Raw genomic sequence first — 13820 nt, 5'->3', positions numbered from 1 at the left:
GAGCGCAAAATGAGTGAAAACCGGGTGGTGATCCATGAGGAAAGAAGGCGATCCCTGCCGCGAGCGACCACTCGGCACTGTCTCGACACTGTCTTTCGTGCCGGCTGGCTTCAAAGGTACCCGAATTACCCTGTTCATGATCCCGCTTGAGGAAACGTCCCAAGCGGGTTTTTGCTTTAGCGCCATGAACGGCTGACGTCCGCATTCTCTCAACACAGCACCAGCAGAGTTCCCAAGCAATGAGCCTCAAAGACCAGATCACCGACGACATGAAAACCGCGATGCGCGCCCGCGAAACCGAGCGTCTCGGCACCATCCGGCTGCTGCTCGCGGCAATCAAGCAACGCGAGGTCGACGAGCGTGTGACGCTGGACGACGCAGCCATCACGGCGGTCATCGACAAAATGATCAAGCAGAGGAAGGACTCGATCAGCCAGTTCCAGACGGCCGGACGCGACGACCTGGTGGCGAAGGAGCAAGCCGAACTCGGTGTTCTGGCGGCCTACATGCCCGAGCAACTGTCCGATGACGCCATCAACGCCGAGATTCAGGCGGCCGTGGCCGCAACCGGTGCTGCCGGACCGCAGGACATGGGCAAGGTCATGGGCGTGCTGAAACCGAAACTGGCGGGCCGTGCAGACATGACGGCGGTGTCGGGCCTGGTCAAAGCGGCGCTTGCCAAATAAGCTTACGAAACCAGCTTGCATAAGGCCGCTTAAGTGCTTAAGAAAGTCTGACCAAGAAAACTCACTAAGTGATTCCGCATTCGTTTCTTCAGGACTTGCTGAACCGCGTCGATATCGTCGACGTGGTGGGCAAGTTCGTCCAGTTGAAGAAGGGCGGCGCGAACTTCATGGGCCTGTGCCCGTTCCATAACGAGAAGAGCCCGTCGTTCACCGTCAGTCCGACGAAGCAGTTTTATCACTGCTTCGGCTGCGGCGCGCACGGCACGGCAATCAGCTTTCTCATGGAGCACACCGGGCTGACGTTTCCCGAAGCGGTCAAGGATCTCGCCCAGTCGTGCGGCCTGACCGTGCCGCAGGAACAGTCGATGCGCGGCGGCGGATCGGGCGGCGAGGGTTATGCGCCCGCGCCAAGCAAGGCCGTCAGCGTCGCGCTGACCGAAGTGATGCAGACCGCCTGCGAGTTTTATCGCAAGCAGTTGCGCGGGGCGCCCAACGCTATCGACTATCTGAAAAAGCGCGGGCTCACGGGAGAAATCGCGTTGCGCTTCGGGCTCGGCTATGCCCCCGACGGCTGGCAGAGCCTGGAAGCGGTGTTCCCCGATTACAAGAACGACAATCTGGTGGAAGCGGGTCTGGTGATTGTCAGCGAGAAAAGCGACAACCAGGGCCAATCTCGCCGGTATGACCGCTTCCGCGAACGTGTCATGTTTCCCATCCGCAATGTGAAGGGTAACGTCATCGGTTTTGGCGGGCGCGTGCTCGACGGCGGTGAGCCGAAGTACCTGAATTCTCCGGAAACCCCGCTATTCAGCAAAGGCGGCGAGTTATACGGCCTTTTTGAAGCACGGCTGGCCATTCGCGAACTTGGGTACGCGCTGGTCGTCGAAGGGTACATGGACGTTGTGGCGCTGGCGCAATTGGGTTTTGCGAACGCGGTTGCCACGCTCGGCACGGCTTGCACGGCTATCCACGTTCAGAAGTTGTTTCGTCAGACGGATACGGTGGTGTTCAGTTTCGATGGCGATTCGGCCGGCCGCCGTGCTGCGCGCCGTGCACTGGACGCCTGTTTGCCGCACGCCGCCGACAATCGCACGATCCGCTTCCTGTTCCTGCCGAAGGAACACGACCCGGACAGCTATGTGCGTGAATTCGGCACGGACGGTTTCGGCGAGCAGGTCGATCGCGCGATGCCGCTATCGCAGTTCCTGCTGAACGAAGTCCTGAACGACAAGGAACTCGACCAGCCGGAAGGCCGCGCCAAGGCGCTCTTCGACGCGAAGCCGCTGCTTCAGGCATTGCCGGCCAACGCGTTGCGCGTGCAGATCCTGCACATGCTGGCCGATCGGCTGAATACACCGTTCGGTGAAATCGCGGCATTGTGTGATATCGATTCGCGAGCGGCAGCCGTCGCCCGGGCCGCGTTGCCCAAGAGCGAGCGTCGTCGCGTAAAGGGTCATGAGCAGCGTGCGCTGCGCAACCTGGTGATGTACCCGGCTATATACGCCACGCTCGATCACGACAGCGAGCAGACGCTGGTCACCATGACCGAGCACGGCGAGTTGTTCAGCGAGGTGATCGGGCACGCACGGGAATTGGGGGAAACGGCGGAGTTCCAGATGTTGTCGGATCTGTTGCGCAACGCCGCAAATGCTCCGACTTACGAGGATATCTTCCAGGAAATTCTCGCCTATGATGAAAATGTACGGGATCTGTTGATGCGCGATCCGGCAGACGAAAGCGCCAACGAACGCGTGCAGGAGCAGAAAAAGCTGCTCGCGGAAGAGTTGCATGCAACGGTTGTCAAACTGCGTCACGACAGCTATAGGAATCGGCTGGATCAACTGGCGCAGCAATCGAGCCTGACTGCGGAAGAAATTGCCGAATTTTCGGATTTATCGGCTAAAGCTGCTCAAATTAAGGCCTTGCGCGGGGTGAGTCGGGACATTTAAGACGTACATGCTACAATTAAAGGTTTTCAGCAAGTTGTTTTTTTGACTTTTGTGCTCATTTGCGAAAGAGGTGAGGCACGCATGGTTAAGACTGCTAGCGGGAAGAAAACGACGGTACGCGGCTCGAGCGAGTCGAAACGGGCAGTGGCCCACAGCCGGTCAGTTCCTTCCCCCGGAGTGTCGAAGACCAGGGCGATTGCTGTTCCCTCTCCTCCATTGGGTACGAAGAAAAAAAACTCGGTTGCGTCGGCAGTGAGTGCGGGTCCGGCCAGGACGGCGAAAGTCGTGAGGCCGGTGGGCAAGAAGACGCTGGGTCAGTCGAAGGATCAGGTCGGCCTGATGGCGGGAGAGACTGGCAGGAGTGGTAAGGCCGGAAATTCGGCCGGCAAGCAAGCGAGTGCAACGGAAGCGGCTGCTAATGCGGGCCGGAAACGCAACACGAAGCAGGGGTCGAAGCTGGCTCGCGTACGCGTCGTGAAGCGGGGGCCGGCGCAGGACTCGGGGCGGCGCATTGCCAAGGGTACGCAGGACAAGGCAGTGCGCGCATATTCTGTATCCACGGTTCCATCGGCTGTCGTCCAGCAGCCGCGAGTCGAGACTAAAGCCGGTACGGCGAACTCCATGACGAAAAAGCTGAACGAAGTACCCGTCGATGACGACGCAACGCAAAACGCGCAAAACGTGCAGGCCGACCCGGCCGCGGCCTCCGCTGCGGATGCTGTAGCCGCGCCTGCGGCCAAGGTCGAAAAGGTCAAGGCGCGCGACCGGCGTGCGAAGGAAAAAGCGCTGTTGAAGGACGCGTTCGCTTCGAGCGCGCCCGGTACGGTTGAAGAGCTCGAGGAGCGGCGTGCGAAGCTGCGCGCGTTGATCAAGCTCGGCAAGGAACGCGGCTTCCTGACCTACGCGGAAATCAACGATCACCTGCCCGATAACTTCACGGAAACGGAAGCTATTGAAGGGATCATCAGCACGTTCAACGACATGGGCGTGGCAGTCTACGAGCAAGCGCCCGACGCTGAAACGCTGCTGCTCAACGACAACGCGCCGGCGGCTTCATCGGACGACGAAGTTGAAGAGGAAGCTGAAGTCGCGCTTTCCACTGTCGACTCTGAATTCGGCCGCACGACTGACCCGGTCCGCATGTACATGCGCGAAATGGGTACCGTCGAACTGCTGACGCGCGAAGGCGAAATCGAGATCGCGAAGCGGATTGAAGACGGCCTCAAGCACATGGTCATGGCCATTTCTGCCTGTCCGACGACCATCGCCGACATTCTGGCCATGGCTGAGCGCGTGCAGAACGAAGAAACGCGCGTGGACGAGCTGGTGGACGGCCTGATCGACCCGAACGCCGCCGACGCCGACGGTTTCTCCGAGCAGGAAGCGGAGGCTATAGAAAGCGAAGAGGAAGAAGAGGAAGAGCCGAACGAGGACGAGGAAGAAGTCGACGAAACCACCGCTCAGGCCAACGCCAACGCCGCGCAACTAGAGGCGCTCAAGCGTGCGTCGCTTGAGAAGTTCTCGCTGATCAGTGAGTGGTTCGACAAGATGCGCCGCGCGTACGAGAAGGAAGGTTATAAGTCGAAGGCTTATCTGAAGGCGCAGGAAGCCATTCAGAGCGAGCTGATGACCATCCGCTTCACCGCGCGGACTGTCGAGCGCCTGTGCGACACGCTGCGCGCGCAAGTGGACGAAGTGCGTCAGGTGGAACGTCAGATCCTGCATACCGTCGTCGACAAATGCGGCATGCCGCGCGCCGAATTCATCGCCCGTTTCCCGGGTAGCGAAACGGATCTCGAGTGGTCGGAGAAGGTCGTTGCCGAGAACCACGGCTATAGCGTGATCCTGGCGCGTAACGTGCCGGCGATTCGCGAACAGCAGCAACGTCTGCTTGATCTGCAAGCGCGTGTTGTGTTGCCGCTGAAGGACCTGAAGGAAACCAACCGTCAGATGGCGGCCGGCGAGCTGAAGGCGCGTCAGGCGAAGCGTGAGATGACGGAAGCGAACTTGCGTCTCGTGATTTCGATTGCCAAGAAGTACACGAACCGCGGCCTGCAATTCCTGGATCTGATCCAGGAAGGCAACATCGGTTTGATGAAGGCGGTGGACAAGTTCGAATATCGCCGTGGTTACAAGTTCTCTACGTACGCCACGTGGTGGATTCGCCAGGCCATTACGCGGTCGATTGCCGATCAGGCTCGCACCATCCGGATTCCGGTTCACATGATCGAAACGATCAACAAGATGAACCGTATTTCGCGGCAGATCCTGCAGGAAACCGGTCTTGAGCCGGATCCGGCAACGCTCGCCGAAAAGATGGAAATGCCGGAAGACAAGATCCGCAAGATCATGAAGATCGCGAAGGAGCCGATCTCCATGGAGACGCCGATCGGTGACGACGACGACTCGCATCTGGGCGACTTTATCGAAGATACGAACACGGTGGCGCCGGCTGACGCCGCGCTGCACGCCAGCATGCGCGACGTGGTGAAGGACGTGCTCGATTCGCTGACGCCGCGCGAGGCGAAGGTGTTGCGGATGCGCTTCGGTATTGAGATGAGCACGGACCACACGCTCGAGGAAGTGGGCAAGCAGTTCGACGTGACGCGTGAGCGGATTCGCCAGATCGAGGCGAAGGCGCTGCGCAAGCTCCGTCACCCGAGCCGTTCGGACAAGCTCAAGTCGTTCCTGGAAGGGAATTGATGTTGGGTTGGTGAGATTGTGAGATTCAAGCGCGCGGCGGCCCGAACAGGTCCGCCGCGCTTGTTTTATAGACCGTTTCAAGGCAAACTCGCAGACCTCCGCGAGGATGAAAAAGCGGTTGCGCGATCAGGTTACATGATCAGGTTGTGTCCCGGGCTACTCAAGTTCCTCGCATTGATAGTCTTGGGATACGGTAAAATATTTAGTTCTTAGGGCCTCTAGCTCATGCTTGGTTAGAGCAGCGGACTTAGCAAGGACTCACCTAAACCATGCAGCGCGGCATGGTGAGTCATGAATGGGTTGCCTTGGGGTAAGTTAGCTCTGCCCCTTGGTAGAACTGCTCAAATTCGGGGAAACCTCTGCTGCCTCGGCAGCGTGGCAATCCCGAGCGAAGCTCTCTTAGAGAGAACGTGTAGAGACTGAACGGGCAGGTCGTAAAGACAAGAGACAGTCCAGACCACAAACCCGAAAGGGGCGGTGAAAACCGTAGCTGGTAAGCATAATCCGTTGGTGCCGTGTTCGACTCACGGGAGGCCCACCAAACACCTTTAAAAAGCTCCTCAGGGAGCTTTTTTATTGCACGATCCGATCCCACAGGAACGGCGCAAGCGTCTCGCGATTCAGCGTCACACCGAGGCCCGGCCCTTCCGGCAGCGCCAGATACCCGTTCGTGACCCTCGCTTCCGGCGCTTCGAGGACCGTATCTATATAACCCTCGTGAAAGCGGAAATACGGATAAAGCTCCTGGATGAAGAAGTTGGGCAGGTTGGCCGACAGATGCAGCGCAACTTGCGTGGCGAGCGGACTGCCGCATACGTGCGGCGCGACGCGCATGCCCCACGCTTCCGCCATTGCCGCGATCTTCTTCGTTTCCATGATGCCGCCGGTATTGCAGGGGTCAGGCTGAACGATGTCAACCGCGCGTGCCTCAAGCAGCGGCCGCGTACCGTGTCTCGCATAGTTGCGCTCGCCCGCCGCGACGGCAATCGAGGTGTGCGAGGCGACGTAGGCCATGGCCTGCGCATCGGAGGGATCGGTCGGCTCTTCGACGAACAGGATGTCGTATTCCTCGAAGCGCTGGCACAGCCGTACCGACTCGGCAGGTGTCAGGCCGCCGCTCAGGTCGAGCATCAGTTCGACGTCCGGCCCGATGGCCTCACGCACGGCCTTGACCCGCGCGACGGCCAGGTTCAGCCGGTCACGGTCAACCATGCGCTGGCTGACGTGGCGCATGTTGACGCCGACCATTTCGCCAAGCGGATAGAACTTCAATGCCGTATAGCCGTCGCGTAGCGGCCGCTCGGTCGCGCGTGCGAACTGGTCGGGCGTCTGCGCTGACTCGTACCAGCCGTTCGCGTAGCAGCGGACCCGGTCGCGGGCCGCACCGCCGAGCAGTTCGTAGACGGGCACGCCGCACACCTTCGCCTTGATATCCCACAGCGCTTGCTCGATCGCGCTCAGCGCGGCATAGACAATCGTGCCGCCGCCTTTGCCCCAGAACGTGTGGTCATGGACGTGGGTGCTGAACGCCTCGATGCGGGACGCATCCCAGCCAAGCAGGCTGGGCGCGAGATCCTTCAGCATGCCAGCGGCGGCGTGGCTGCCGCAGCCGTAAGCCACGCCCGCTTCGCCGATGCCGGTCACACCTTCGTCGGTGATCAGTTCGACAACGATGGGTCGAAGCTTGCCGCTGCGGGTAAGGTAGATGTCGATTTGCCGGATTTTCATGTGGGGTCGGGAAGTGCGCCGCCACCGGAAGGCGGGCTGGCGGCGTCGTCGTCCGTTGAAACGCGCGTGATCTTCACCCGCAATTGCCGGTATTGCTGGTATTCGCTGTCGGCCAGGCCGTCATCGGTGATGATCTCGTGAATGTCGTTCAGTTCGGCAATGCTGTGGATCGCGCGCCCCGCAAAGCGGCTGCTGTCGATCAGCAGCGTGGTCTGGCTGGCCGCGCGGATCATCGCGCGCTTGAGCGTGACCAGTTCGAGGAAGGTATCGGATACGCATTGATCGTCGACTGCCTGCGCGGACAGGAAGAACTGGTCCACGCGAATGTCGTGCAGGAACGACAGGCCCGGCTCGCCAAGGAGCGTATAGGCTTTCGGGCGGCACTGGCCGCCCGGCACGATCAGCTTGACGTGCGGCTTGTCGGTCAGGATGTTGGCGACGAACAGGTCGCTCGTCACCACCGTCAGCGAAATTTTCAGCTCGGCGACCGCCTGCGCGAAATGGTGCATGGTCGAGCCGGTGTCGATCAGGATGCTCTGTCCATCCGACAGGCGCTTGGCCGCTTCGAGCGCGATCGCATGCTTCTCCTCGGTGGCGGTGCCGCGGGCTTCGTCGATCGACGGCTCGTAGGTCGCGCGTTGCCGGATCCGGACCGCGCCGCCGTGCGTGCGCCGCACGACGCCGCGAGCGGCGAGCGCGTCGAGGTCGCGGCGGATCGTGGAAATGGATGCGTTGAAGATTCGCGCCAGTTCCTGGTTGGATCCGCCGACGTTGCGCTCGAACCAGTCCGCCATGCGCTGCTGGCGCTCAGCCTGGATCATGTCCTCCGGCATGGCCGCAGGGCGGTCCTCCGACCCGGTCTTGCCGCCGTTCGTCGGGTCGCTGGGCGTTTTGGCCATCTTTTGCTTCTCCTCGGGCATCTTCATTCAGTTTCTGTCCCGCGAAGATACACGATGTGCACGGTTGCCCGCCGGGCCGACGCTCAAAGGCTGACTCTCAGGTTCGTAGCCTTCGCCGTGCCGGCGCCGCGGTAAGCGGTGATCTCGATCTCGACCAGATACTCCGGGCCCGCGAGCGGTGTTGCGGTGATCGTGCTGGCCGGATCGACGCCACGAAACTTCTCCGCGACGACAGCCATGATCGCGTCCTTGTGCTCGAGGTACGGCACCGAAACGCGCGTGCGCACGACATCGGCAAGACTCGCGTCCACGGCTTTGAGCGCGCCCTCGATGTTCGCGAAGCATTGCCGGGTCTGCTCGGCGGCGTCGTTCGAGATTTCGCGGGTGCGATAGTTGCGGCCGGCCGTATTGGCGACGAGGATCCAGTTGTCCACCACGACCGCGCGCGAGTAGCTGAGCTTGTCTTCGTAGAGGCTGCCGGACTTCAGCTTGGTGACCTGCGGGGTTTGCATTATTGCGATTCCTTTTGGTGTGATCGGGCGTGCGTCAGCCTTCAGCCCGGTTGCAGGGCGAGGTCGCCGTAAGCGCGGCGGGCGAACTCAGGGGTGATGCGTTCTTCGAGCAAGTCGCGCCGGACCCGCTCGCGCGGGCGGCTCGACGGTGCGCCAAAGCCGCCGCCGCCGGGCGTGACGATCTCGACAATGTCGCCGGGCTTGAGCTGCGTGGTTTTGGCCGACAACGGGCCGCCGTTCACGACACACGCGGAGCCCTGCGCTGCGCCGCCGCCTTCGAGGCCCCACGGCTGGGACATCAGCCGCGAGGTTTCCATGCTGATCCGGCAGGCGGATTCGGCCCGGTACACGCGGCGCAAGCCCATGCCACCGCGCCACGTTCCCGCACCGGCCGAATCGTTGACGAGCTCGTAACGCAGCAGGGTGAGCGGGTATTCGAGTTCGAGCGCCTCGACCGGGAGATTCGACGTATTGGTCAGATGGACGTGGATGCCGCTCAATCCGTCCGATGCGGGGCGTGCGCCGCCGCCGCCGCCGATCGTTTCGAGGTAGACCCACAGGCTGCCGTCGTCCTGCGTGCCGCTGAATACCGCCGCCGCGCAGCAGCCGTTGCCGGCCGCCATGACCTTGTGGGGCAGGGCCTGTGCGAGCGCACCGCAGACCATGTCCGCCACACGCTGGCATGCCGACAGGCGGCTGTTGACCGCGGCCGGATGGCTGCAGTTGAGCAGCGAGCCTTTCGGCGCCTCGACGCTGAGCGGCCGCGCGAGCCCGGCGTTCGGCAGGATGGTTGGATCGACGACGGATTTCACCGCGTAGTAGCAGGTGGCGAGCAGGCCGGTATAGATCACGTTCAGCCCGTTGCGCATTTGCGGCGGCGCGTCGAATACGAGCCGCATTTCGTCACCCTCGATCGTGATGGCGACGCTCAACTCGACTTCGCCGTCGAATTGCAGGTTGTCGAAGCGGTCGCTGAAGCGGTAGGTGCCGTCGGGAATCGCCGCGATGCCCGCGCGCATCTTGCGCTCCGCGTAGTCCTGCAGCGCGTCGCCGGCCTGTTGCACACGCCCCGCACCGTACTTCGCGCAGAGCGCCTGCATCCGCTGCACGCCCACCCGGTTCGCCGACATCTGCGCGCGCAGGTCGGACACGCGCTCGTGCGGCACCTGGCAGTTCAGCAGGATCAGCTCCTGGATATCGTTCTGCAGCACGCCTTCGCGGTACAGCTTGACGGGCGGAATGCGCAGGCCTTCCTGATAGACGTGGGCGTGGCCCCGGTCCGCGAAATCGGCATGGTGCGCGGTGTTGATCGCCCACGCGACGAGCTCGTCGTCGTAGAAAACCGGCTCCGCGAGCACGATGTCGGGCAGGTGCGTGCCGCCGCCTTCATATGCGTCGTTGCCGATGAACACGTCGCCGGGATGGATCTGGTCAAGAGCAAAGCGCCGCGTGATGTGCGGGATCGTTTCGAGGAAGCTGCCGAGGTGCATCGGGATGTGCTCGGCCTGGCACAGCGTGTTGCCGGCGCGGTCGAACAACGCCGTCGAACAGTCGCGGCGTTCCTTGATGTTCGTCGAATAGCTCGCCCGCACGAGCGCTTCGCCCATTTCTTCCGTGATCGACGCGAGTGCGCTGCCAATCACTTCGACGGTAATCGGATCGATATACGGCGTCGTGCTCATTTTTCGATCTCCAGGATCAGGTTCAGGTACGGATCTACCGTGGCGTTCATGTTCGGCAATACGACGGTGGTGGCGTCCATCTGTTCGACGATGGCCGGTCCCCGGAAGGTGTTGCCGGAAGCCAGCCGGTCGCGCGAGTAGATCGGGCAATCGACGAATGCGCCGGCTTCGGCCATGTACACCTCGCGCCGGCCGATCATTGCGGCGCTCGCGTCGGGGCCCGCTGAAGGCGCGGCGGCGAACTTCGCCTTGCGTACGCGGCCCGCAGCTTCAACGCGCAGCGTGACGAACTGGATGGTTTCGCCTTCGGCGATGAAACCGAAGCGCTGGCGATGCACCTGCTCGAAGCCGACGGCGAGCTGCGCGAGTGTCGCTTCGGTGACGGGGCCGGCCGGAACCGGCACCGACAGCTCGTAGTTCTGCCCGAGATAGCGCATGTCGGCCGTGCGTTTTGTCGACTGCTGGCCGGCCTCGATGCCTTCACGCGTGAACCAGTCTTGTGCTTGGGCGTCGAGCACCTTGAAACCCTGTTCGATCGGGTCGAGCGATTCCGGCGCAAGACGCAGCGCGCGGCTCAGCGCGAAGTCGGCACGCAGGTCGGTGAGCAGCAGGCCAAGCGCGCACAGCGCGCCCGGCGTAAGCGGCACGACGATGCGCGTCATGTCGAGTTCCTGTGCGAGGCGTGCCGCGTGCAGCGGGCCGGCGCCGCCGAACGCCATCAGTGCGTAGTCGCGCGGATCGTGCCCGCGCTGCACGCTGATCACGCGGATCGCCTTCGCCATGTTCGCGGTGACCACCGACACAATGCCCTGCGCGGTTTCCATCACGCCAATGCCGAGCTGGTCCGCGAGACGCTGCATGGTGTCGAGCGCGAGATCGCGGCGCACCTTCATCCGGCCGCCGAGAATCTCGACGGGGTTCAGCGTCTGCAACACGATGTTCGCGTCGGTGACGGTTGGCTCGACGCTGCCGCGGCCATAGCACACCGGGCCGGGGTCGGCGCCCGCACTGCGCGGGCCCACCTTCAGCAGGCCGCCGCTGTCGACGTAGGCGATCGAGCCGCCGCCTGCGCCGACCGTATGGATGTCGAGCATCGGCGCCTTGATCGGGTAGCCGTGCACGTTCGCCTCGCCGGTCAGCGCACAGTGGCCGCCTTGCAGCAGCGCGACGTCGCTGCTCGTGCCGCCGACGTCGAACGTGATGAGGTTTTCATAGCCGGCGAGCTGGCCGATCTCCTGCGCGGCGACCACACCGGTGCTCGGTCCCGACAGCACGGTGCGCACCGGCAGCCCGGCAGCCGTCTCGAAGCCGATCACGCCGCCGTTCGACTGCGTGAGCTGCGGCGCGACACGCAGGCCGAGCTCGCTGAAGCGGGTCTGCAGACGCTGGATGTAGCGCTGCATGATCGGGCCGAGATACGCGTTGACCACCGTGGTCGACAGGCGCTCGTACTCGCGGAACTCCGGCGCGACCTGGTGTGATGCGCAGACGAACACGCCCGGCAGCATCTCGCGCACGATTTCCAGCGCGCGCTGCTCGTGCGCGGTGTTGAGAAAGCCGTAGATGAAGCAGATCGCGACCGCCTTGACGTCGGCATCCGCGAATTTCTGCGCGGCGGCGCGCACACCGTCCTCGTCGAGCGCCAGTTCGACTTCCCCGTTCGATCGCAGACGTTCCCGGACCTCGATACGCAGATCGCGCGTGACGAGCGCTTGCGGCTTTTCGGCGTTCATGTCGTAGAGGCTCGGGCGCTTTTGCCGGCCGATTTCGAGCAGGTCGCGAAAGCCGTCCGTGACAACGAGCCCGGTCTTCCCGCCGCGCAACTCGATCAGCGCGTTCGTCGCGACCGTCGTGCCGTGGCCGAGAAAGCTGATCTCGCCGGCCTCGGCCCCGACTGTCTTCAAGCCCTCGATCACCCCGTTGGCGATGCCGAGCGACGGGTCCGCCGGCGTCGAGGGCACCTTCCAGATCTTGATGCGGCCAGTCGCATCGTCGAACATGCAGACATCCGTAAAGGTACCGCCCGAATCAACCCCTAATCGCCAAGCCATGTCGTCAGATCCTCTGTCAGAAGTCAGGCCGCCTGCAGCGAGGCAGCCGGGAAACGGTTGAACCGTTCGAAGCGGAACGGAGCAGGGTCGACCGTCTGCGTCTCGTTCGTCACCATCTGCGCCATCATCTGGCCGGCGCCGGGACCGAGCCCGAAGCCGTGGCCGGAAAAGCCGGTGGCGATGAAAAAGCCGGGCAGCGTCGAGAGCGGGCCGATGATCGGCACCGCGTCGGGTGTCACATCGATCAGGCCGCCCCAGGTTTGCAGCACGCGGGCCTGCGCGAACGCAGGGAACGCCTGCGCGAGATGCGCGAGGCCGGCGCGGATGGTCGATTCGGACGGCGCCGGGTCGAGAATGCGCATCTGCTCGAACGGCGAGATCGCGTCGAGCGCCCAGTGCCGCTGCATCATCCATTCATCGATGAAGCGCTTGCCGATACGCAGGCGCAGCTCGCGGCGGTTTTGCCGCAGCCGCGACCAGAAATCGGAGAACAGCCGGAAGCTGTCCGGGACGATCGGCACGAGCGTCGTGTTGCGCATCGCGATGGTGAAACCGCCGTCGAGCCGCCGGCGGAATGCGAAGTGATCGCCGCCGACCGGCATGCTGGTGAGTCCTTCGACCGGGGCGATGCGCGCGGCGCTGCCGAGCACCTTGAGCTGCGGCAGCGACACGCCGAACGAGCCTGCGAAGAGACGCGACCACGCGCCGCCCGCCAGCACGACCGACGAGCAGCGGATCTCGCCGTGCTCCGTGACGACGCCGCTCACGCGTCCCGCCTCGCGCTCGATGCCGCGCACCGCGCAGCGCGTGGCGATGTGCGCGCCGGCCGCCTGGGCTGCCCGCGCGATCGCGGGCGCGGCCATCAGCGGCTCGGCGCGGCCGTCCGAGGCGGTATACATGCCGCCGACGAAATCGCTTGAAACGCCCGGCACGTAATGAGGAAGTTCAGCTCTCCCAAGCATTTTGGTGTCGATGCCGAAGCGTTTCGCAGAGCCGATCCACTCGTGATACTCGTTCATCTCCTGGTCCGTACGGCACAGATAGGTGATGCCGGTTTCCCGGAAGCCCGTGTCAATGCCGAAGCGCGGCTGCAGTTCTCGCCACAGGCGCAGGCTTTCGACCGAGAGCGGAATCTCCGCCGCGTCGCGGCCCATCTGGCGAACCCAGCCCCAGTTCCGCGCCGACTGCTCCGCCCCGATCAGGCCTTTCTCGCACAGTACAACGCGAACCTTGCGCTGCGCGAGGGACAGCGCCGTGCTGACGCCGACAATGCCGCCGCCGATGACAACGACATCCGTCTCGAGTGGCAGTGCCGTCGCGTTCGTCGCGATGGGGTCCGGAATGATCCTGCTCATGTTGCTCCTGTCTCGCTCGTTGTAATGATTGATTATGAGTGAATTCAGATTTTTCATGGAAGAATTTGATTGGTATTGTTTCAGGGTTTCGCCTAGGCCGAACACATTACGACAAAAATACCGCTATAAATGCCATTTATCGGCCACTTGAAACATTTTTGAAATCAAATTCTCCGTGATAGTGTCCGGCTCATTGAGATAGATTGTGATCTGTTTTCGACGTATAGGATTTGAATCGATCACGATGTGTCATCC

At 62.7% G+C, this 13820-nt stretch carries 9 protein-coding genes; 3 read left to right on the top strand and 6 right to left on the bottom strand.

Annotation, left to right across the window (positions count from 1 at the left end; translation table 11 throughout):
- The first annotated feature begins 239 nt into the window (after window positions 1-239).
- The 3 genes from ABH944_RS22960 to rpoD all read left to right on the top strand — a co-directional run bounded on the left by ABH944_RS22960 (window position 240) and on the right by rpoD (window position 5338).
- A complete protein-coding gene (locus ABH944_RS22960; protein WP_404609055.1) occupies window positions 240-686 on the top strand; it encodes a GatB/YqeY domain-containing protein in 447 nt (148 codons plus the stop codon).
- A gap of 68 nt (window positions 687-754) precedes the next feature.
- Entirely contained in the window at window positions 755-2635 is a 1881-nt protein-coding gene (gene dnaG, locus ABH944_RS22955; RefSeq protein ID WP_404609054.1) for a DNA primase, read from the top strand.
- 81 nt (window positions 2636-2716) lie between these two features.
- A complete protein-coding gene (gene rpoD / locus ABH944_RS22950; RefSeq protein ID WP_404609052.1) occupies window positions 2717-5338 on the top strand; it encodes an RNA polymerase sigma factor RpoD in 2622 nt (873 codons plus the stop codon).
- Window positions 5339-5911: 573 nt separating this feature from the next.
- On the opposite strand, the gene ABH944_RS22945 is transcribed toward rpoD, so the two are convergent.
- Genes ABH944_RS22945 through ABH944_RS22920 form a run of 6 tightly spaced genes read right to left on the bottom strand, consistent with a single transcriptional unit; the run spans window position 5912 to window position 13565 of the window.
- A complete protein-coding gene (locus ABH944_RS22945; RefSeq protein WP_404609050.1) occupies window positions 5912-7066 on the bottom strand; it encodes a mandelate racemase/muconate lactonizing enzyme family protein in 1155 nt (384 codons plus the stop codon).
- On the bottom strand, window positions 7063-7992 hold the full coding sequence (locus ABH944_RS22940) for a DeoR/GlpR family DNA-binding transcription regulator (RefSeq protein WP_404609048.1): 930 nt from the start codon (window positions 7990-7992) through the stop codon (window positions 7063-7065). Before ABH944_RS22940 ends, ABH944_RS22945 begins: the two co-directional genes overlap by 4 nt.
- 56 nt (window positions 7993-8048) lie before the next feature.
- Window positions 8049-8477, bottom strand: a complete 429-nt coding sequence (locus ABH944_RS22935; RefSeq protein WP_404609046.1) for a RidA family protein — start codon at window positions 8475-8477, stop codon at window positions 8049-8051.
- A 41-nt stretch (window positions 8478-8518) separates the two neighbouring features.
- Window positions 8519-10159: a hydantoinase B/oxoprolinase family protein gene (locus ABH944_RS22930; RefSeq protein ID WP_404609044.1), complete on the bottom strand. Its 1641-nt coding sequence runs from the start codon at window positions 10157-10159 to the stop codon at window positions 8519-8521.
- A complete protein-coding gene (locus ABH944_RS22925) occupies window positions 10156-12210 on the bottom strand; it encodes a hydantoinase/oxoprolinase family protein (protein WP_404609043.1) in 2055 nt (684 codons plus the stop codon). Before ABH944_RS22925 ends, ABH944_RS22930 begins: the two co-directional genes overlap by 4 nt.
- A gap of 23 nt (window positions 12211-12233) precedes the next feature.
- Complete coding sequence (locus ABH944_RS22920) at window positions 12234-13565, bottom strand: NAD(P)/FAD-dependent oxidoreductase (RefSeq protein ID WP_404609041.1); 1332 nt, start codon at window positions 13563-13565, stop codon at window positions 12234-12236.
- Window positions 13566-13820: the final 255 nt, after the last annotated feature.

It is taken from the genome of Caballeronia udeis (assembly GCF_044909315.1).
Lineage (GTDB): Bacteria > Pseudomonadota > Gammaproteobacteria > Burkholderiales > Burkholderiaceae > Caballeronia > Caballeronia udeis_A.
The sequence above is the reverse complement of the archived record's forward strand: the minus strand, read 5'-3'. Positions and strand labels throughout refer to the sequence as shown.